Annotated in this window: 20 protein-coding genes; 13 read left to right on the plus strand and 7 right to left on the minus strand. The window is 68.4% G+C overall.

Features of this window, described 5'->3' with window-relative positions; genetic code table 11:
• Positions 1-15 precede the first annotated feature (15 nt).
• Entirely contained in the window at positions 16-819 is an 804-nt protein-coding gene (locus tag BST15_RS15005) for a hypothetical protein (protein WP_083071036.1), read from the plus strand.
• Entirely contained in the window at positions 816-1,958 is a 1,143-nt protein-coding gene (locus tag BST15_RS15010) for a glycosyltransferase family 4 protein (protein ID WP_046190046.1), read from the plus strand. Before BST15_RS15005 ends, BST15_RS15010 begins: the two co-directional genes overlap by 4 nt.
• 44 nt (positions 1,959-2,002) lie before the next feature.
• On the opposite strand, the gene BST15_RS15015 is transcribed toward BST15_RS15010, so the two are convergent.
• Entirely contained in the window at positions 2,003-3,808 is a 1,806-nt protein-coding gene (locus tag BST15_RS15015; protein WP_046190045.1) for an AMP-dependent synthetase/ligase, read from the minus strand.
• Positions 3,809-3,958: 150 nt separating this feature from the next.
• Here BST15_RS15015 and BST15_RS15020 point away from each other — a divergent pair, with 150 nt between their 5' ends.
• From BST15_RS15020 to BST15_RS15040, 5 genes are all read left to right on the plus strand, one after another.
• Positions 3,959-4,354 (plus strand): hypothetical protein, encoded by a 396-nt coding sequence (locus tag BST15_RS15020; protein WP_046190044.1) that lies wholly within the window; start codon positions 3,959-3,961, stop codon positions 4,352-4,354.
• 80 nt (positions 4,355-4,434) lie between these two features.
• The gene (locus BST15_RS15025; protein ID WP_046190043.1) at positions 4,435-4,872 is read left to right on the plus strand and encodes an SRPBCC family protein; all 438 of its coding nucleotides are present in this window, start codon (positions 4,435-4,437) and stop codon (positions 4,870-4,872) included.
• A 35-nt stretch (positions 4,873-4,907) separates the two neighbouring features.
• On the plus strand, positions 4,908-6,164 hold the full coding sequence (locus tag BST15_RS15030) for an ArsA family ATPase (protein WP_234708283.1): 1,257 nt from the start codon (positions 4,908-4,910) through the stop codon (positions 6,162-6,164).
• Positions 6,161-6,565 carry a hypothetical protein gene (locus BST15_RS15035; protein WP_046190041.1) on the plus strand — a complete coding sequence of 135 codons (405 nt, stop codon included), beginning with the start codon at positions 6,161-6,163 and terminating at the stop codon, positions 6,563-6,565. The genes BST15_RS15030 and BST15_RS15035 overlap by 4 nt, the downstream gene beginning before the upstream one ends.
• 110 nt (positions 6,566-6,675) lie before the next feature.
• On the plus strand, positions 6,676-7,410 hold the full coding sequence (locus tag BST15_RS15040; RefSeq protein ID WP_046190040.1) for a lysophospholipid acyltransferase family protein: 735 nt from the start codon (positions 6,676-6,678) through the stop codon (positions 7,408-7,410).
• On the opposite strand, the gene BST15_RS15045 is transcribed toward BST15_RS15040, so the two are convergent.
• Positions 7,371-8,666, minus strand: a complete 1,296-nt coding sequence (locus BST15_RS15045; RefSeq protein WP_046190039.1) for a glycosyltransferase 87 family protein — start codon at positions 8,664-8,666, stop codon at positions 7,371-7,373. The two genes, BST15_RS15040 and BST15_RS15045, sit on opposite strands and share 40 nt — an antisense overlap.
• Positions 8,667-8,759: 93 nt before the next feature.
• On the opposite strand from BST15_RS15045, the gene BST15_RS15050 reads away from it, so the two are divergent.
• From BST15_RS15050 to BST15_RS15060, 3 genes are all read left to right on the plus strand, one after another.
• Positions 8,760-9,761: a hypothetical protein gene (locus BST15_RS15050; RefSeq protein WP_046190038.1), complete on the plus strand. Its 1,002-nt coding sequence runs from the start codon at positions 8,760-8,762 to the stop codon at positions 9,759-9,761.
• A complete protein-coding gene (locus BST15_RS15055; protein WP_046190037.1) occupies positions 9,758-10,264 on the plus strand; it encodes a polyadenylate-specific 3'-exoribonuclease AS in 507 nt (168 codons plus the stop codon). Before BST15_RS15050 ends, BST15_RS15055 begins: the two co-directional genes overlap by 4 nt.
• A 72-nt stretch (positions 10,265-10,336) precedes the next feature.
• Entirely contained in the window at positions 10,337-11,722 is a 1,386-nt protein-coding gene (locus BST15_RS15060) for a class II 3-deoxy-7-phosphoheptulonate synthase (RefSeq protein ID WP_046190036.1), read from the plus strand.
• A gap of 100 nt (positions 11,723-11,822) precedes the next feature.
• Here BST15_RS15060 and BST15_RS15065 read toward each other — a convergent pair whose 3' ends face one another.
• The gene (locus tag BST15_RS15065) at positions 11,823-12,992 is read right to left on the minus strand and encodes a protein kinase domain-containing protein (RefSeq protein WP_083071037.1); all 1,170 of its coding nucleotides are present in this window, start codon (positions 12,990-12,992) and stop codon (positions 11,823-11,825) included.
• Positions 12,993-13,053: 61 nt separating this feature from the next.
• On the opposite strand from BST15_RS15065, the gene BST15_RS15070 reads away from it, so the two are divergent.
• Positions 13,054-13,458: an Rv2175c family DNA-binding protein gene (locus BST15_RS15070; RefSeq protein ID WP_046190035.1), complete on the plus strand. Its 405-nt coding sequence runs from the start codon at positions 13,054-13,056 to the stop codon at positions 13,456-13,458.
• 17 nt (positions 13,459-13,475) lie between these two features.
• Here the strand turns inward: BST15_RS15070 and BST15_RS15075 are convergent, their stop codons facing one another.
• On the minus strand, positions 13,476-15,038 hold the full coding sequence (locus BST15_RS15075; RefSeq protein ID WP_046190034.1) for an alpha-(1->6)-mannopyranosyltransferase A: 1,563 nt from the start codon (positions 15,036-15,038) through the stop codon (positions 13,476-13,478).
• 14 nt (positions 15,039-15,052) lie between these two features.
• Positions 15,053-16,102: a bifunctional (2E,6E)-farnesyl/geranyl diphosphate synthase gene (gene idsA2 / locus BST15_RS15080; protein WP_188108797.1), complete on the minus strand. Its 1,050-nt coding sequence runs from the start codon at positions 16,100-16,102 to the stop codon at positions 15,053-15,055.
• A gap of 224 nt (positions 16,103-16,326) precedes the next feature.
• Between idsA2 and BST15_RS15085 the strand changes: the two genes are divergently transcribed.
• A complete protein-coding gene (locus BST15_RS15085) occupies positions 16,327-17,220 on the plus strand; it encodes a mycobacterial-type methylenetetrahydrofolate reductase (protein ID WP_046190054.1) in 894 nt (297 codons plus the stop codon).
• Between the two features lie 7 nt (positions 17,221-17,227).
• Here the strand turns inward: BST15_RS15085 and BST15_RS15090 are convergent, their stop codons facing one another.
• Complete coding sequence (locus BST15_RS15090; RefSeq protein WP_272937517.1) at positions 17,228-17,881, minus strand: LppM family (lipo)protein; 654 nt, start codon at positions 17,879-17,881, stop codon at positions 17,228-17,230.
• Positions 17,882-18,029: 148 nt separating this feature from the next.
• Positions 18,030-18,647, minus strand: coding sequence for a GNAT family N-acetyltransferase (locus BST15_RS15095; RefSeq protein ID WP_082104062.1), 618 nt, complete (start codon positions 18,645-18,647; stop codon positions 18,030-18,032).
• 239 nt (positions 18,648-18,886) lie between these two features.
• On the opposite strand from BST15_RS15095, the gene BST15_RS15100 reads away from it, so the two are divergent.
• On the plus strand, positions 18,887-19,291 hold the full coding sequence (locus tag BST15_RS15100) for a DUF3040 domain-containing protein (RefSeq protein ID WP_046190032.1): 405 nt from the start codon (positions 18,887-18,889) through the stop codon (positions 19,289-19,291).
• Positions 19,292-19,436: the final 145 nt, after the last annotated feature.

Genomic DNA, 19,436 nt, shown 5'->3' on the forward strand with positions numbered 1-19,436 from the left:
CGACGGGCCCGCCGCCTGCTGGCGGCGCTGCTGGCGGTCCAGCTGATCAGCGCCGCGGCGCTGCTGGTCACGTCTGCCCGTCACATCGCGGCGCCGCTGATCGTGGGGGACGGCCGCACCGTAGTCCTGGAGAATCTCGGTGGCCGTTCCGGCGAGGAGTTGCTGTCGCGCGTGGCAGCCGAGATCGGATCGGCGGTCGAAGCGGTCGAAGCGTTCTGGGGCACCGATTGGACCCACCGCATTGAGGTCACGGCCACCGGCACCGATCGACAGTTCGTTGAGCTCACCGGCGATGACACCGCCGATGTGGCTCAATGGTCTGATGTCGCCGCGGTCGCGGTCGCTGACCGGGTGGATCCGGAGCGCCGCACCGCTGATGGTCAGCGGATCGTCCTGGCGCCCGGTGCCGAGGCCATGACCACCCCTGCGCTGCGCATCGTGTTGACCCACGAGCTTTTTCACTACGCCGCCCGAACCGACACGGCGCTCGACGCACCGCGCTGGCTCACCGAAGGTGTGGCCGACTTCGTCGCGCGGCCCGCCCCGAACCGGCTGGGCGCCCTGCCGGGACCTGTGGTGCTTCCCTCGGATGCCGACTTGGATGCTCCCGGACTCCGCCGCGTGCAGGCCTACGACCGCGCGTGGCAGTTCGCCGTGTTCGTGGCCGACCGATTCGGGAGCGCCAAACTTCGGGAGCTCTACCTGTCCGCCTGCGGTCCGGCTCATGTCGCTCCGGCGGTGGCCGTGCCGCTGGTGCTTGGCGTCGACCTGCCCACGTTGCTCGCCGCGTGGGGCGCTTGGCTAGCATCCCTGCAGTGAGCCGGGTCCTGCTGGTAACCAACGATTTTCCGCCGCGTCCCGGCGGCATCCAGTGCTACCTGGAAGAGCTGGTGCGCCGCATCGCCGGATCCGGGCGCCACGAGGTCACGGTGTACGCCCCGCAGTGGAAGGGGGCAGACGCCTTCGATGACGCCGCGAAGTCCTCCGGCTATCAGGTGGTGCGGCACCCCGGCACGCTGATGTTGCCCGGTCCCGCGGTGGACTCGCGGATGCGCAGGCTCATCGCCGAGCATGACGCCCAGACGGTCTGGTTCGGTGCGGCCGCCCCGCTGGCGCTGTTGGCGCAGCGCGCGCGCACCGCGGGCGCCACCCGGGTGCTCGCCAGCACGCACGGCCATGAGGTGGGCTGGTCGATGCTGCCGGGAGCCCGTTCGGTGCTGCGCCGCATCGGCGAGTCCTGCGACACCGTCACTTTCGTCAGCCACTACACCCGCGGCCGGTTCGCCGCGGCCTTCGGGCCCAACGCCGCGCTGGAGCATCTGCCGCCGGGGGTGGACACCGACCGCTTCCGGCCCGACCCCGGTGCCCGCGCCGAACTACGGGCCCGGCATGGGCTCGGCGAGCGTCCCACCGTGGTGTGTGTATCGCGGCTGGTGCCCCGCAAAGGCCAGGACATGCTGATCCGGGCGCTGCCGGCCATCCGGCAACGTGTCGATGGGGCGGCGTTGGTGATCGTGGGAGGCGGACCCTACGCCGAGAGACTGCACCAGCTGGCCCAGGAATGCGGGGTGACCGAAGCGGTGACCTTCACCGGCGGTGTTCCGGCCGCCGAGCTGCCGGCCTACTACCAGCTTGGCGACGTCTTCGCGATGCCGTGCCGCACCCGAGGCGCGGGGCTGGACGTGGAGGGTCTGGGCATCGTGTTCCTGGAGGCGTCGGCCGCCGGGGTACCGGTGGTCGCCGGCGACTCGGGCGGGGCACCGGAGACGGTGCTGCATGATCAGACCGGGCTGGTGGTCGACGGTCGCGCCGTAGACCAGATCGCTGACGCCGTCGCGGGCCTGCTCGCCGACCCCGACCGTGCCGCCGCAATGGGTGCCGCGGGGCGGGAATGGGCGATCGGGCACTGGCGCTGGGACACGCTGGCCGCCCGCATGGCTGACCTGCTGCAGGCCTGAACCGCGGGGTTTATGCGGCGCTTCGAGCTGCGCCGCCCCCGGGCCTATGCCCCCTTGCTGTAGATCGCCTCGATCGCATCGGCGAACTTCTCGGCCACCACGTTGCGCTTGACCTTCATCGTGGGGGTCAGCTCGCCGGTGGCCTCGGTGAAGTCGACCGGCAGGATCTGGAACTTTCGGATCGACTCAGCATGCGAGACAGCAAGATTGGCGTGCTTGACCGCCGAATCCACCTCGGCGATCAGATCCGGGTCGGTCACCAGATCGGCCGGCGTGGCGGTGCTGGACTTGCCGTGGCGTTCCTTCCAGCCCTCGATGGCCTCGGGGTCGATGGTGATCAGCGCCCCGATGAACGGCTTGGCGTCGCCCACGACCATCGCCTGGCTGATCAACGGGTGAGACCGCAACTGGTCTTCGAGCACCGCAGGTGCGACGTTCTTGCCGCCGGCGGTGACGATGATCTCCTTCTTGCGCCCCGTGATCTTCAGGTAGCCCTCGTCGTCGATGGCGGCCAGGTCGCCGGTGCGGAACCAGCCGTCGGTGAACGCCTCGGCGGTGGCCTGCTCGTTGCGCCAGTAGCCGTGGAACACCACGCCGCCGCGCACCAGCAACTCACCGTCTTCGGCGACACGCATGCTGTTGCCGGGTACCAGCGTGCCGACGGTCCCGACCTTCATCCCGCCGACGGGGTTGACGGTGATGGCGGCGGTGGTCTCGGTCAGTCCGTAGCCCTCATAGATCGACAGGCCGACACCGCGGTAGAAGTGGCCCAGCCGTTCACCCAGCGGCGCTCCGCCGGAGACCGAGGCGCGGCAGTTGCCGCCCAGCGCCGTACGCAGCTTGTGGTACACCAACTTGTCGAACACAGCGTGCTTGGCGCGCAGCAGCAGGCCCGGGCCGCCGCGATCTTGGGCCTCGCTCCAGTCCACGGCGGTCTGGGCGGCGATCTCGAAGATGCGGCCCTTGCCGTCGTTGGCGGCATTCTGCGCGGCGGTGTTGTAGACCTTCTCGAACACGCGCGGCACCGACACCACCACGGTGGGCTTGAACACCGAGAACATCGGCACCAGGTTCTTGATGTCGCTGGTGAATCCCACGGTCACCTTGTTGGCGAAGCCCGCGATGCTCAGGGCGCGCGCCAAGACGTGCGCCAACGGCAGGAACACCAGCAGGCGCTGGCCGGAGGTCATCAGCGTGGGCAGCGCCGCCTGCGTGCCGCGAACCTCGTGGAGCAGGTTGGAGTGGGTGAGCTGGCAGCCCTTGGGACGGCCGGTGGTACCCGAGGTGTAGATCAGCGTCGCCGGGTCGGTGCAGCGCAGCGCTGCAAGGCGGGCGGTGACCTCCGCGGGGTCGTGGCCGGCACCGGCCTCCGCGAGCTCGTCGAGGGCCGGGGTGTCCGAACCGTCGATGGTCAGCACCCGCCGCAGTGCCGGCAGGTCTCCGGCGAGTTCGTTGACGATCTGAGCGTGGGCGTCGGTCTCTGCGAACGCCAGCACCGCGCTCGAGTCCTGCATCACCCATCGAACCTGCTCGGCCGAGGAGGTCTCGTAGATCGGCACGGTCACCGCACCGATGGACAAGATGGCGTAGTCCAAGATGGCCCACTCGTAGCGTGTCGCCGAGAAGATGACCACCCGGTCGCCGGCCTCCACGCCCAGGCCGATCAGTCCCAGTGCGGCCGAGCGGATCTGTGCGGCGGCGGTGGCGCAGGTGACGTCGGTCCATGCCCCGTCGATGAGCCGCTGATAGATGACGAAGTCGGGACTGTTGCGTTCGTGTTCGAAGACGACCGCGGCGACGTTGTCGTGCTCCTCGACGGTGAACGACGCGGGAACACTGAACTCACGCATTGCGATGACCTCTCTTGCCAGCCTGGGTGTCGATCCGCACAGCCTAGTCGGCTCCTGGGGACGACCGTGACGAGGTTCACTCTCCGCGGCCCCGGCGAATCCGCCGACGGACCCCCAGCGCCGGAAAAGTGTTCGATACGCTTGCGGGCCATGAACAGTATCCAGGTCGCCGACGAGACGTTCGTCGCCGCTTCCGGCGAGCAGGTGGGCACGGCTGTCGCGGATCGGTCCAATTGGCAGCGGTGGTGGCCCGACCTGCAGCTCGAGGTGGTCGAAGACCGTGCCGACAAGGGCATTCGGTGGACCGTGGGTGGGCCGCTGACCGGCACTATGGAGATCTGGCTGGAGCCGATGCTCGACGGTGTGCTGCTTCACTACTTTCTGCATGCCGAACCCACCGGCGTGACCGGTCGGCAACTGGCGCGGCTGAACCTGGCCAAGCTCAACCACCGTCGACGGGTGGCGGGCAAGCGGATGGCCTTCGAGGTCAAGCACCGCCTGGAGCGATCCCGGCCGGTGGGGGTCGCGCCGGTCGCCGTGAGTTGACCCGCCCGGGCCCCAGGCGGCGAGGTAGCGTCTGTGCCGAGGGCCGGTGGCAGGCGCGAGCGAGTTAGGGAAGTAACCACGTGGCGGACAAGACAGCTCAGACGATCTTCATCGCGGCCGATCCGGACACGGTGATGAAGGTGATCGCCGACATCGGCGCCTACCCCGACTGGGTCTCGGAGTACACCGAGGCCGAGGTGCTTGAGACCGATGCCGACGGCTATCCGAAGGTGGCCCGGTTGGTGCTCGACGCCGCTGTGCTCAAGGACACCATGGTCCTGGACTACGACTGGTCGGCCGATCGCCGATCGGTGCGCTGGTCCTTGGCGTCGAGCTCGCTGCTCAAGGCGCTGGACGGCGAATATCGCCTGACGCCGAAGGGATCTGGGACCGAAGTCGTCTACGAGTTGTCGGTGGACCTGATGATTCCGATGATCGGACTGCTCAAGCGCAAGGCGGAGCGTCGGCTGACCGACACCGCGCTCAAGGACCTGAAGAAGCGAGCAGAGGCTGAGTGAGGCCGCCTGAACCAGCGTCGGCGACAGCGCTTCCCGTGGCTGCCATCAGTCTGTTCGTCGGCAAAGGCGGCGTGGGCAAGTCCACGTGCGCGGCGGCGACGGCAGTCGCGCAGGCCAGCGCCGGCGATCGGGTTCTGCTGATCTCCACCGACCAGGCTCACTCGGTGGGCGACGTGCTCGGTCTGCAGGTAGCGCCCAGCGCCGGCCGAGACCCCCTCCGGGTGGTCCTCGACGACGAATCCGCAGGCGGATCCCTGGATGTGCTGGCGCTGGACACGGTGGCATTGCTGGAGCGGCACTGGATCGACGTGGTTGAGGTGCTGGCCGGGCGTTTCCCGGAATCGGACCTGGGTAGCGTTGCCCCCGAAGAGCTTTCGGCGCTGCCCGGGGTGCAGGAAGTGCTGGGTCTGCATGAGGTGGGCGAACTGGCGGACAGCGGGCTGTGGGATCGGGTGCTGGTCGACTGTGCATCCACCGCCGATGCCATGCGGATGCTGACGCTGCCCGCGACGGTGGCGCTCTACGTCGAAAGGTCCTGGCCGCGGCACCGCCGGCTCAGTGGCGCCGAGGACCCCCGATCGAGCGCCCTGGTCGAGTTGGTCGAGCGGATCGCTTTTACTGCCGAAAGGCTTGCCGAACGGCTGACCGATGAGACGTCGGTGGCGGCCCACCTGGTGTTGACCGCAGAGCGTGTGGTGGCCGCCGAAGCCGTCCGAACCTTGGGGGCGTTGTCGCTGACGGGTGTGCGAGTGGCCGAGCTGATCGTCAATCAGATTTTGTTGCAGGACGATTCGTACGTCTACACCAATCTGCCGGCCCACCCGGCGTTCGACTGGTACGCCGAGCGGATCGGTGAGCAGCGCAGTGTCCTTGAGCAGATCGATCATGCCATCGGGGACGTGGCAATGGTGCTGGTCCCGCACCTGGCGGGTGAGCCCATCGGCCCCAAAGCCCTGGCCGATCTGCTGGCGAACAGTCGCCGACGTGACGGCACGGCGCCGCCGGCCCCGGTGCGGCCCGTGGTCGACCGGGAGTCCGGTTCCGGGCTGGGGGCCATCTACCGGCTCCGGCTAGAGTTAGCCCAGGTCGATTCCGGTGCGCTGAGCCTGGGGCGATCCGGAGACGATCTGATCATCGGTGCGGGTGGCACCAGACGTCGGGTGCGGTTGGCGTCGGTGCTGCGGCGGTGCACGGTCGTGGACGCAACGCTGCGTGGCAGCGAACTGACGGTGCGCTTCCAGCCGGATCCGCAACTGTGGCCGGCGAGTGGCGATGAGGAGGTGCGGCGTTGACCGATGGCGCGCACCCCGACCTGGGTGAGCTCGGGCCCGAGTTGCGCAAGCTCGCCCAGGCGATCCTGGATCGCCTTGACCCGGCCGTGCGGGCCGCCGCGCTGCTGGCGGCCTCCGCCGACAGCCCGGGGAAGTGTCAACAGGTGTGGTGCCCGGTCTGCGCGTTGGCGGCGCTGGTGTCCGGCGAGGAGCACCCGCTGCTCACCATCGTCGCCGAGCACAGCGTCGCGCTCTACGAGGTGATTCGGGCGGTGGTCGGAGAGGCCGCCGACGCTGGCGGTGCGCCGCGCCCACCGGACTCCGGTCCGCCGGGTGGCGATGGCGAGGGCGAGCGGCCCGCGGCACGGCCCAGCTATCAGCACATTCCGGTGCGCGTCGAAGACGACAAGCACGAAAGCTGAGGAATTCCGCGGAATTCCCGATGTGACGAATCACCGTGTGGCTCTTGCCACGCTCGGTCGGTAAAGTTGGCGCGAACACGGCCGCCGCGGCGGGGCAGGAGGGAGGGGCCATGTGGTACTGGCTGGTCAAGTACGTATTCTTCGGGCCTCTGCTGGCCCTGATCGGGCGTCCCAAGGTCGAAGGCCTGGAGAACATCCCCGACGACGGTGCGGCGATTCTCGCCAGTAATCACCTGGCCGTCATGGACAGCTTCTACCTGCCCCTGGTGGTCCGTCGCCGGATCACGTTCCTGGCCAAGTCGGAATACTTCACCGGCACCGGGATCAAGGGCTGGCTCACTCGGTCGTTCTACACCGCGGTGGGACAGGTGCCCATCGACCGCAACAACGCCGACGCGGCCCAGGCGGCCCTGACCACCGCCCAGCGGATTCTGGCGCAGGGCAAGCTCCTCGGCATCTACCCGGAGGGCACTCGCTCGCCCGACGGCCGGCTGTACAAGGGCAAGACCGGATTGGCGCGCCTCGCGCTGCACACCGGAGTCCCGGTGATCCCGGTCGTGATGATCGGCACCGACGTGGTCAACCCGCCGGGAACCAAGATGCTGCGGTTCGGTCGTGTCACGGTCCGATTCGGCGAGCCGATGGACTTCTCGCGTTTCGAGGGTATGGCCGAGAACCGTTTCATCGAGCGTGCCGTCACCGACGAGGTGATCTACGAGCTGATGCGGCTGTCGGGTCAGGAATACGTCGACATCTATGCGGCCAGCATCAAAAACGGTGCCCCCCAGCAGGACGGAGCTTCGGGTCAGCCGGTCGCCCGGTTTCCGGAGACGGCAGCGGGCTGATCCGGATTCGGCCGGGGCTGCGGCCGAAGCGCCACACCAGCGGTGACGATCACCGCCAACGCCCACCACACGTAGGACATGCCGGCCAGCTGCCGCCACCACGCGGCACCGGACTCGTGATGCTCGGGAAGCAGGTCGATCGGACTGCGCATCATCAGTGCCACGCCCGCGGCGCTGAGCGCGCCCAACACCACCCGGCGATGCCGGTAGGCCAGCACCGCGGTCACCACCACCGCGGGAAGCATCCACACCCAGTGGTGCGACCAGGACACCGGCGACACCACCAGGCCGAACAGTGCCACACAGACCAGCGCCAGAACGGGCTCGCCGGCGGCCAGCACCCGGCGGGCCGCCCACAGCAACACCGCGAGCACCAGCAGGCTGCCCGCCAGCCACAGCAGGGAGCGAAGGTTCTCGCTCAGCGGTAGCCGGGCCAGCGCGCCGGCCAGATTCTGGTTGGTGTTCAGGGTTGCTCCACCGATGCGGTCGGTGTCGGTGACGGTATGTGTCCAGTACTGCCAGGAGTCGCTCCAGGCCATGGCGAAGCCCACCAGTGTCGCCGCCAGGAAAGAGGCCACTGTGGTGACCGCGGCTCGAGTGTCGCGGCGCAGCAGGAAGTAGAGCAGGAACACCGCCGGCGTCAATTTCAGCGCCACCGCGACACCTAGCAGCGACCCGCGCGGCCACGCTGTGCGTCGCGGCACGCAGTCCGCGATCACCAGGGTCATCAGCACCGCATTGACCTGGCCGAAGTCGAAGTTGGCCCAGATCGGCTCGGCATCCAACGCGATGGCCGCCGCCACGATCGCCATCGCCAGCACACCGCGGTGCCACCATTGCGGACCGGTCTGGGCCCCGGCATCGAGGTGCACCCCCAGGCCGCTGAGCACGATGGTGATCGATACCACCAGCAGCAGGGTGGAGATGATGGTGAGCGCGGCGGTGGCCGCACCCAGCGACACCCAGGTCAAAGGCACGAACAACACCGCGGCGATCGGGGGATAGGTGAACGGCAGAACGGTTCCGTCGATCTGGGTGGCGAACCAGTCGTCGCCGTAGAGGGGGCGGCCGTCTCGCCAAGCCTGCGCCGCCATCCGGTAGACGTCGACGTCAATGTGGTACGGCGTGCTGCCCAGCGCCCGCCACGTCGTGTAGCCCAGGGCTGCAATCGCCAGCAGCGTGAAGATCCACCAAACGGCCCTACCGCTGATGCCCCCGTGCCGACGGCCCGGGTCGGGCGGCCGCGATGTAGTCATGTCGTGGCACAGCCTATCGGGTGGCGACGTTGCAGCAAGGCATACCGGTGGCGTTCCGGGCGTGGTGTGGCGCGGGGGCGTACGTTCCATTAGGTGCTCGACTGGTTCCGCAACGACATCATCGGCCGCGGCAGACTGCCGTTGCTGTGCTGTCTGTTGGCCTTCTTGGCCACGTTTCTGGTGACCCGATTCGTGGTGCGCTACATCCGCAGTCAGGCCGGCAAGCCCGGCACGCCGCGGTGGTGGCAACCGCGCAACCTGCATTTCGGCTCCAAGCACATCCACCATGTGGTGTTCGGCGTCGTGCTGGTGTTGGCCTCGGGGGTCTCGCTGGTGTCGATGGGGGCCGGAGCACATGAACCGGCGTTCAGCCTGGCCGCGATCGCCTTCGGGATCGGAGCGGCCCTGGTGCTTGACGAGTACGCGCTGATCCTGCACCTCTCGGACGTGTACTGGGAGGAGGACGGCCGGGCGTCGGTCGACGCCGTGTTCGCCGCCACCGCGGTCACGGGATTGTTGGTCCTGGGCTTTCACCCGCTGACGTTTCTGGTGGGGACGTGGCACGATACGTCGTCGCTGTTGATACGGCTCGGGGTCTTCGTGGGTCTGGTGACGGCGCTGCCGCTGGGCGTGATGGTGTTGCTGAAAGGCAAGGTGTGGACCGGATTGATCGGAATGTTCTTCTTTCCGCTGCTGGTGGTGGGCGCGGTGCGGCTGTCTCGGCCGCACGCGCCGTGGGCCCGGTGGCGCTATCTGCCCGATCAGCCGCGGCTGCGTCGTGCGCTGGAACGGGAGCGTCGGCTGCGCCGCCCGGTGATCGCGGCCAAACTCTGGCTGCAGGACGCGATCGCGGGCCGGCCTCAGGTGCCTGACGAGCAGGCCGTCGACGCCGAACTCGACCGCGAGGTGCGTGCCGCATCGGCGCCGACGGTGCGGTTCATGGTTCCCCGCCAGCACGTGCCGATCGGCAGGCCACCTGCCGCCGCGGGATCGTCTGGCGGGTCCGGACCCAACCGCGCGGTCTCGGAGGCGTCCGCGCCCACCATGCCGGTCTCGATTCCGCGTATCCACCGCCCAGGCGGGCCGTGGCGATGAGATTCTTCTACGACACCGAATTCATCGAGGACGGCCGCACCATCGAGCTGATCTCGATCGGCGTGGTCGCCGAGGACGGCCGCGAATATTACGCGGTCTCCACCGAATTCGACCCGGATCGCGCCGGGTCGTGGGTGCGCGCCAACGTACTGACCAAGCTGCCGTCGCCGGCGTCGAAGGTCTGGCGAAGCCGGCGCCGAATCCGCGAGGACCTGGAGGACTTCTTCGGCGTCGAGCGCGGCGAGCCGATCGAATTGTGGGCGTGGGTGGGGGCTTACGACCACGTGGTGCTCTGCCAGTTGTGGGGCACCATGCCGGATCTGCCGGCCCGGATCCCGCGCTTCACCCGCGAACTCAAGCAGCTGTGGGAAGACCGGGGCCAGCCGCCGCTGCCGCCGCGGTCGCCGGGCAGTCACGATGCGCTGGTCGATGCCCGCGACCAGCTGCGCCGCTTCCAGGTGATCACGGCCCACGACGATGCGGGACGCGGAGCGGACCGTTGAGGAGTTGGCCCATCAGCACCGGCAGCGAACTGGCCTGATCAGGGCGGGTCGGCACCCGGCTACCATGGTCGGGTGAACTGGACCGTTGACGTACCCATCGACCAGCTGCCGGCGCTGCCGCCGCTGCCCGCTGACCTGCGCGAGCGCCTCGACGCCGCGCTGGCGCGGCCGGCCGTGCAGCAGCCGAGCTGGCCGGCTGACCAGGCCAAGGCCATGCGCACCGTCTTGGAGAGCGTCCCGCCGATCACGGTGGCCTCCGAGATCGAGCGTCTCAAGGAGCAGCTCGCCCAGGTCGCCCGCGGGGAAGCGTTCCTGCTGCAGGGCGGCGACTGTGCGGAGACGTTCACCGATAACACCGAGCCGCACATCAAGGGCAACATCCGCACTCTGCTGCAGATGGCGGTGGTCCTGACCTACGGCGCCAGCATGCCGGTGGTCAAGATGGCACGCATCGCCGGGCAATACGCCAAGCCGCGGTCGGCCGACATCGACTCGCTGGGGCTGAAGTCCTACCGCGGGGACATGATCAACGGGCTGGCCCCGGACGCCGCAGTGCGCGAGCATGACCCGTCGCGGCTGGTGCGTGCCTACGCCAACGCCAGCGCGGCCATGAATCTGGTGCGGGCACTGACGTCGTCGGGCCTGGCGTCGTTGGAGCTGGTGCACGACTGGAACCGGGAGTTCGTTCGCACGTCTCCGGCCGGAGCGCGTTACGAGGCGCTGGCCGGCGAGATCGACCGGGGCCTGAAGTTCATGAGCGCCTGCGGGGTCGCAGACCGGGAACTGCAGACCGCCGAGATCTACGCCAGCCATGAGGCGCTGGTGCTCGACTACGAGCGCGCCATGCTCCGGATGGCCGACGTCGCGGGTACCCCGCAGCTTTACGACCTCTCGGCGCACTACGTGTGGATCGGTGAGCGGACCCGCCAGCTCGATCATGCACACATCGCGCTGGCCGAGGTGATCGCCAACCCGATCGGCGTCAAGCTCGGTCCCACCACCACTCCCGACCAGGCAGTCGAGTACGTGGAACGCCTTGACCCGCACAATGTTCCGGGGCGACTGACCCTGATCAGCCGGATGGGCAACAGCAAGGTGCGCGACCTGCTGCCAGGAATCATCGAGAAGGTGCAGGCCACCGGTCACCAGGTGATCTGGCAGTGCGACCCGATGCACGGCAACACTCATGAGGCCTCTACCGGCCACAAGACCCGGCACTTCGACCGGATCGTCGATGAGGTGCAGGGATTCTTCGAGGTGCATCACGCACTGGGCACCCATCCGGGCGGCATCCACCTGGAGTTCACCGGGGAAGACGTCACCGAGTGTCTCGGTGGGGCGCAAGACATCTCAGACGCCGATCTCGGCGGCCGCTACGAGACGGCCTGCGACCCGCGGCTCAACACCCAACAGTCGCTGGAGTTGGCCTTCCTGGTCGCGGAGATGCTGCGCGGCTGAGGCCGCCACTCCGGACGCAATGCTGAAATTGCGTCGGTGGTCGTGACTGCGCCGCATCCACGACCACTGACGCAATGTGAAGGTCCGGGCACCGCAGCGCCTACAGCAGGGCGCTCAGATTGTTGCCCAAGGTCCATGCCAGCGCCGCTATAACGGTGGTGACGGCGAAGAGCACGGCCAGCCAGATCACCACCATGCGGCGTGCGTGCTGGCGTTCAAGAACGAACCGGCTCAGCTCGACGCCGCCGAATTGGCCCGTCACCAGGTCATAGTGCGTATCGGTGTCGTCCACCCAGTCCTGCGGTGCGCGCGTCATGTGCAGCGTCTGGCGCGGCGGCGCCACCGGTTCGTGTCCCCGCGACGGCGCTGCGACATGTTGGGCGGAGTTGCGGGGGGCGGGCACCCGGAACGGCGGAAGTGCCAGCTTTTCGGTGATCACGTCGACGGCCTGGGCCATGTCGAGGCCGTCGGCGAAGCGGGCCTGCGGGTCCCGCGCGGTCGCGTGCGCGACCAAGTCGTCGAATTCGGCGGGAACGCCATCAATGGCGGCGCTGGGTGGGGGCACATCGTGATCCAGCCGCTGGTAGGCCACCGTCAACGCCGAGTCGCCGGAGAACGGAGTGTGGCCGGTCAACAGTTCATAGGCCAGTACGCCCACGCTGTAGACGTCGCTGGCGGGGCCCGCGTTGCCGTCGCGGACCTGTTCGGGCGACAGGTAGGCCGCGGTGCCCAAAATGACGTTGGTCGAGGTGATTCCCGCCGCGGCAATGGCGCGCACCAGCCCGAAGTCGACCACCTTCACGTCACCGTCGTCGGAGATCAGGATGTTCTCGGGTTTGATGTCGCGGTGCACCAGACCGGCGCGATGTGCGATGCCCAGTGCCCCCAGCACTGGCCGCAGCACCGCGGCGACCGCGTGTGGCGGCATGGGGCCCCGCTCGTTGAGCAACTCCCGCAGCGTCCCGCCCTCGACCAGTTCCATCACCAGAAACGGCTGCCCGGGGTCTCGCGGGGTGCCGAATCCCTGGTCGTACACCGCCACCAATCCGGGATCTTTGAGCCGGGCGACGGCCCGGGCCTCGAGCTGGAAACGAGTCAGGAACTGCTGATCGCCGGCGTATCGCAGGTCCATCACCTTCAACGCGACCGGCCGGTCCAGGCGCTCGTCGACGCCGCGGTACACCGTGGAGGTTCCCCCGGTGGCGATCCGGGCTCCCACCCGGTACCGGCCGTCGAGCAGCGCGCCCTCCACGCCGTCGCCGTCCCACATCGAAGTCACCTGGTCATGGTAGGTGTGCGGACGGCCGGTCCGGCGGTTCTAAACTTGTGTCGTGAGCAGCATTCCGGCCTCCGAAGACGTGCTTGACCCCGACGAACCCACTTTCGACCTGCCCCGAGTCGCCGAGATGCTGGCGGTGCCCGTCACCAAAGTGCATCAGTACCTGCGTGACAACCACCTGATCGCCGTGCGGCGGGCGGGGTCGCTGAGGGTGCCGCGGAACTTCTTCACCGAAGAGGGGGACATTCTCAAGAGCCTGCCCGGCCTGTTGGCCGTGCTGCACGACGGCGGCTATCAGTCGACCGACATCGTGCGGTGGCTGTTCACCCCGGATGAGTCGCTGTCGTTGACCCGCGACGGCGTCCGCGAATCTATTCCCAACGCCCGCCCGATCGATGCGCTGCATGCGCACCAGGCCCGTGAGGTGATGCGCCGGGCGCAGGCCATGGCGTACTGAGTTTCACGCGGGGTCTTTCACGCGGCGTCGGGTGTCGGCGCCCGCTGTGCCGTTGACAGTCGGTACCAGGCGTACACCGCGCACCCCGTCGCGCCGATCACATGCACCCAGGTGTACATGCCGTGGGAGCCATCGGGTTTGAAGATCACCATGATCCAGGTCGACGCCGCAGCGATCGCAGCGATCGCGGTCGGTGAACGAACCACGGTGGCCGCCACCGCCAACGGCCAGGTGTAGTACCAGGGCAGGGCGGCGGGGACGAACAGCACCACCACCAGCATGGCCCAGGCGATTCCGGCAACGGCGGCACGGTCGTCGTGCCGCGACCGCCACCACAGCAGCGGCAGCATCAGCGCGATCACCGCGACTCCGCCGATCCTGGTGACGTGCAGGATGGCATAGAAGTTGACCTGCGCGAACAGTCCGACGACTGCGTGGATCAGATTGGCGGCGGCGGTCGGCACCGTCAGCCAGTTGATGATCTTGACGTTGCCTGCCAGCAGCGCGGTCAGCCAGCCCAGGCCCACCCCGGCCAGGGCCGAGAGCACCGCGAACACCGCGACGACGATTCCCGCCGAAGACGCCGCAGCGATCAGGAAGGCCACGGGCGCCGGATAGCCGCGCTGCCCGTCCTGCGGCTCCAGCGTCGGCTCTCCTGCATCGCGCTGCTGAAGGCGACGCATCCATACCCACACCAGGAACGGCAAGGCGATCACCGCCGTGGCCTTGACCGCTGCCGCGAGCGCCACCAAGGTGATCCCCGCCAGCTGTCGCCGTTCCAGGGTCAGTGCGATTCCGGCCATCACCAGGCCGACCATCAGCATCTCGTTGTGCACGCCACCCATCAGGTGGATGATCACCAGCGGGTTGAGCACGGCCAGGTAGAGCGCCGCCGGGGCGCTGCCGCCGACTCGCGCGGCCACCCGTGGCGCGGCCCAGATCAGCAGCGCCAGACCGGGCAACATGCACAAGCGCAACAGCATGGTGCCGGCCACCACGTTGTTGCCCACCAGCATCGTGACGAGTTTGGCGACCAGGATGAAGGCCGGGCCGTACGGCGCCGTCGTCGCCGCCCAGATCGGGCTGACGTCGTCGAGCAGCGTGTTGGGGTTGTCGACCGGGCCGACGTGGTAGGGGTCGAATCCATCGCGCAGCAGGGCGCCCTGAGCCAGGTAGGAATAGGTGTCACGGCTGAACACCGGCACCGACAGCAGCAGGGGAGTCAGCCAGAAGCCGGTGGTGGCGATCAGGGTGTAGGTGCTCACCGTGCCCTCGATCACCCGCCGGCCCAGGCCGAGCCAGGCCAGGAGCATCACCGCGACACCGGCCCACAGCAGCACCGAGGACAGCACCAGCCCATGGCCGAAGCGCAACCACGACAGGTGCAGGGAATCCAGCACCGGATCCTGGATGCGAGTGCTCCCTGCGCCCAACCCGCCCAGGGTGATCAGCAATGCGCCCAGGCAGCCGAGCCACGCGGCACCCGCTTGCTCGCTCGTGGCGAACAGACGAAGGCGGGCGAGGCCGCGCGGGGAGGGATCGGACACGTCGGGGGCCGGTGCGGTGCTGGGGTTCGACATGGTTTCGGGACTCCTCAGGCGGACCGGTCGGCGACCCGACGGGCCAGGTCGGTCAGTCCGGCTTTGGCGACCTCGTCGATGGGGGCGGCCTCCAGGGCGGCCATGGCGCGGCGGGTCAGCAGGTCGATACGGTCTTCGACCGCTGCCAGTGCGCCCACCGCCTCGATCGTCGCGCACAGTTCGCGGACCTGATCCTCGGTGAGGGCGGTGCCGATCGCGGTGCGCAACCGGTCGGCCGCCACCGGGTCCGACTTGTCGGCCAGTTCGACGGCCTCGGCCAGCAGTACGGTGCGCTTGCCCGAACGCAGGTCGTCGCCGGAGGGCTTACCGGTCACCGCGGGATCCCCGAAGACGCCCAGCACGTCGTCGCGCAGCTGGAAGGCCACCCCCAGGTCGGTGCCCAGCTCGTAGAACAGCGCCTCGATGTCGGGCCTGTCGGCCGCGGCGGCAACGCCGAGCTGCAGCGGGCGCACCACGGTGTAGGAGGCGGTCTTATAGGTGTTGACCCGCATCGCCGAGGCGATCGAGTCCACACCGCATGATTCGGCGACGATGTCGAGATACTGACCGCCCAGCACCTCGGTGCGGATGTCTGACCACACCCGGCGCACCCGGCGCTGAGCGTCGGCGGGCAGATCGGCGCCGGCGACGATGTCGTCGGCCCACACCAGCGATAGGTCGCCGAGCAGGATGGCCGCCGACATCCCGAACTGGTCGGCGGAGCCCCGCCAGCCGCGGGCACGGTGTAGTTCGGCGAACTTGCGGTGGGTGGTGGGATTGCCGCGGCGGGTTGCTGAGGCATCGATCACGTCGTCGTGGATCAGGGCGCAGGCATGCAGCAGTTCGAGGGCCGAGAACAGCAACAACTCACCGGCGTCGGCGTCTCGACCGGTGATGGCGCGCCACCCCCAGTAGGCGAACGCCGGGCGCAGCCGTTTGCCTCCCACCAGCACGAATTCTTCGAGGCCGGTGATCAACGCCTCGTAGTCGTCGCCGATGTAGGCGGTCTCGGTGCGGCGGGTGCGCAGGTGGGAGCGCAGCTGTTCGGTGACGGCGTCGGCCAGTTCGGCGGCGGACGGTGTCGTAGCTGCTGTTGCCTTGAAACTCAGCTCGGCGCCCCTTTCTGTGCTGCCCGGCCGGGGACCCCCAGCGTGGGTCCAGCGTAGAGTGTGCCACCACGACCGGGGGGACTCAGGCCGGTGACGGCCGGGCGGCCGCTGAAGCTTGGCCGTCGCATCCCGCGGCACCGTCGGCCTTCTGCCGACCGTCATGCATGAGGAGCTACCAGGTGACCTTGAACACCGTCGCACTCGAGCTCGTCCCACCGAATGTGGAGCGGGGTCCCGAGCAGACGATCGAGGAAGCGCACAAGGTTGTGCGATGCGCGGCCGAGACCGGCCTGCAGGGACAGATCCGGCACATCCTGATGCCGGGGATGATCGTCGAGGACGACGACCGCCCGATCGAGATGAAGCCCAAGCTCGACGTGCTGGACTTCTGGAACGCGATTCGGCCTGAGCTGCCGGGTATGGCTGGGCTGTGCACTCAGGTCACCGCGTTCTCCGACGAGGCGCAGTTGCGGGGCAGGCTGGGCGAACTGACCGGTGCGGGCATCGAGGGTGTGGTCTTCGTCGGAGTCCCGCGCACCATGGCCGACGGCGAGGGTTCCGGGGTGCCGCCGACCGATGCGCTGGCGACCTTCCGCGACGACGTGGCCAATCGCGGCGTCATCCTGATTCCGACGCGGACCGACGAGATCGGCCGGTTCAACTTCAAATGCGAGCGCGGGGCCACGTTCGGTCTGACCCAGCTGCTGTATTCCGATGCGATCGTGCCGTTCTTGACCGACTTCGCCAAGCACAGCGATGCGCGACCGGAGCTGTTGCTGTCGTTCGGTTTCGTACCGTCCTTCGAGAACCGGGTCGGGCTGATCAACTGGCTGATCCAGGACCCGGGCAACGCGGCGGTGGCTGCCGAGCAGGACTTTGTCAGGAAGCTCGCCGACAGTGAACCCGACCAGCGCCGCACGATGATGGTCGATCTGTACAAACGCGTGATCGACGGCGTCGCTGACCTGGGCTTTCCGCTCAGCATCCATTTTGAGGCCACCTACGGGGTGTCCGCGGCGGCGTTTCGGACGTTCGCGGAGATGCTCGACTATTGGTCGCCGCAGGCGCGCTGACGCGCGCTCAGGCGGCGCTGTCGTCGGGGGAGCTGAAGCGCGGGGAGCGGTCCCGGCCGTACCAGGCGAGCGCCGCGACCGCTCCGGCTGCGGCGAATGTCGACAGGATCAGCCACAGGGCCGCATGGGCGAAGGCGCGCGTGCTGGGGTCGGTGTAGCGGGCCTGAGCGTTCATGGTGCTCACCACACCGGGCTTGAGCCGCCAGCGCACCGTGTCTCCGCCAATGCGTTCACCGTTGGTGGAGGTCACCTCTCCGGGGAACGACACACTCAACTCAACATCGGACTCGGGGTCGTTGAGCGTGGTGAGGTCGACTCGGCCTTCCAGGATCACCAGGTTGCCGGCACGGCGCAGTGACAGGTCCACCCCGGCCGCATCACGGTGCATGGCGGCCAGTTGCGGCAGTTCGGCGAAGGTCAAGTCGGAGAACACCGCCTGCGAGCCGACGTAGCCGTCCCTGCTGTAGTTGGAGATCGCGACTTTCTGGGGAAACGGCACGTCGGCGCTGAGCTTGGGTCCGGTGTCGTCGTCATTGCGCGGCTTCGCGGCGACGATGACCTGGCCGGAGACCTGGTCGTTGGGGGAGACGGTGATGGTGGCACGGATGCGTACGCACCCGGCCAACGGTGCGGTGACGAGAAGCAGTGCGAGCAGCGCCACCAGGCGGCGATAGCCGACTCGTCGGGAGGCGGGCGCCGCCGCGGGCCCCCGAACGAGTCCCCGAACGGGCCAAAGCGAACGCCGAAGATGCACGACGTCATCGTGCCAGACCCGGTGGCCGCAGCGACGGCGACGCGGCGCTTGGCGGCTACAGCGGCAGTGGTCGGCCCAAGATGGCGAACGGACGAGGGTCGCCGGCGAAGTGATGACCGCGGATGACGTCGAGGAAACCCAGCCGCCGGTACAACCGCCAGGCGCGGTTGGCTTCGCCGTCGGTCTCGGGGGTGGACAGCAGCACACCTGCCTCCGGCCGGCCCGCCAGCAGGCGTCGCGCTAACGCCTCACCCAGTCCGCTGCCCTGTGCCTGCGGCGCCACATGCAACTCGGTGAGCTCGAAGTAGCTGCTCATCACCCGCGCGATGTCGGCAGGGGGCAGGCCTCGCCGCTGCATGCCCAACACCACCTGTTGCTGCCACCACTGCTCGGGGGCCCCGCAGTAGCCGTAGGCCACCCCGAGTAGCCGGGCGCCGCCCACCTCCGCCGGGCTCGGTGCCTGCGCATCGATCTCGCCGATACCGTCCTCATCGCTGTCCCCGAAGGCGGCCACTGCGCGCCACCCGCGACGACGGGTGTGATCGAGCCACATCGCGGCGCGCTGGCTCTCGGTGCCCGGGGGATAGCCCATCGCGCTGACGTAGACACGCAGCGCCTCGCCCAGGTGGTCTGCCATGTCCCGTGGCGACAGATCGCGGAGGAAGGTCACCAACGTGCGGGTTCCTTTCCCGACAGAAGTGCGCGTTGCCCGAGTGTCGGAGTTCATTATCCGGGTTCGGGCCTGCGGCGTCGGCCGTTGTTGGTCGACATTGCTGGACCGCCGCTACAATCGGCTGGTGAAGCCTGTGGTACGGCGCAGGCCTACCTCGTATTATCAGTGTGAGTTGCCCGCAACAGTCCGTATACCGCCGTGGGCAGTGTTAATGAGCGGCCGTCGGCAAGGAGGGACGAATGCCACTCTCCGATCATGAACAGCGCATGCTCGATGAGATTGAGAGCGCGCTCTACGCCGAGGACCCCAAGTTCGCGTCCAGCGTTCGCGGCGGAGCCCTCCGTACCCCCACCACGCGGCGGCGGGTGCAGGGACTGACACTGTTCGTGGCCGGCCTGGTGATGCTGGTCTCCGGCATCCCGTTCTATGCGACCACCAGCAATCCCGGATTCCTGATCCTGAGCGTGCTCGGCTTCGTGGTCATGTTCGGCGGGGTGGTGTTCGCCATCACCGGTAACCACGTCCCCGCCGGCAAAGACGGTGCGGCTAAGCAGGGCGGGAACGCACAGCGGCGGGTCAAGGGCAGCAGCGGCACCTTCTCCAGCCGCATGGAAGATCGGTTCCGTCGCCGGTTCGAGCCTTAGGGCGATTCGACGGTACGTGTGATGTGAAAGGGCAGCCGATGGGCTGCCCTTTTTCGTGCGCGCGACACGGCCCGTGACGGGGCCGGGCAGTGCGTGTCGGCCCGCGTCACGGGCCGTGTCGCGCGCACGAAAAAGGGCAGCCCAT

The organism is Mycolicibacter arupensis, assembly GCF_002086515.1.
Classification (GTDB): domain Bacteria; phylum Actinomycetota; class Actinomycetes; order Mycobacteriales; family Mycobacteriaceae; genus Mycobacterium; species Mycobacterium arupense.

Coding starts and splice junctions, on each gene's coding strand:
- BST15_RS15020 (WP_046190044.1), top strand. CDS start 3,959: ATGAACAGTATCCAGGTCGCCGACGAGACGTTCGTCGCCGCTTCCGGC.
- BST15_RS15055 (WP_046190037.1), top strand. CDS start 9,758: ATGAGATTCTTCTACGACACCGAATTCATCGAGGACGGCCGCACCATC.
- BST15_RS15015 (WP_046190045.1), bottom strand. CDS start 3,808: ATGCGTGAGTTCAGTGTTCCCGCGTCGTTCACCGTCGAGGAGCACGAC.
- BST15_RS15065 (WP_083071037.1), bottom strand. CDS start 12,992: ATGTGGGACGGCGACGGCGTGGAGGGCGCGCTGCTCGACGGCCGGTAC.
- BST15_RS15100 (WP_046190032.1), top strand. CDS start 18,887: ATGCCACTCTCCGATCATGAACAGCGCATGCTCGATGAGATTGAGAGC.
- BST15_RS15040 (WP_046190040.1), top strand. CDS start 6,676: ATGTGGTACTGGCTGGTCAAGTACGTATTCTTCGGGCCTCTGCTGGCC.
- BST15_RS15075 (WP_046190034.1), bottom strand. CDS start 15,038: ATGTCGAACCCCAGCACCGCACCGGCCCCCGACGTGTCCGATCCCTCC.
- BST15_RS15045 (WP_046190039.1), bottom strand. CDS start 8,666: ATGACTACATCGCGGCCGCCCGACCCGGGCCGTCGGCACGGGGGCATC.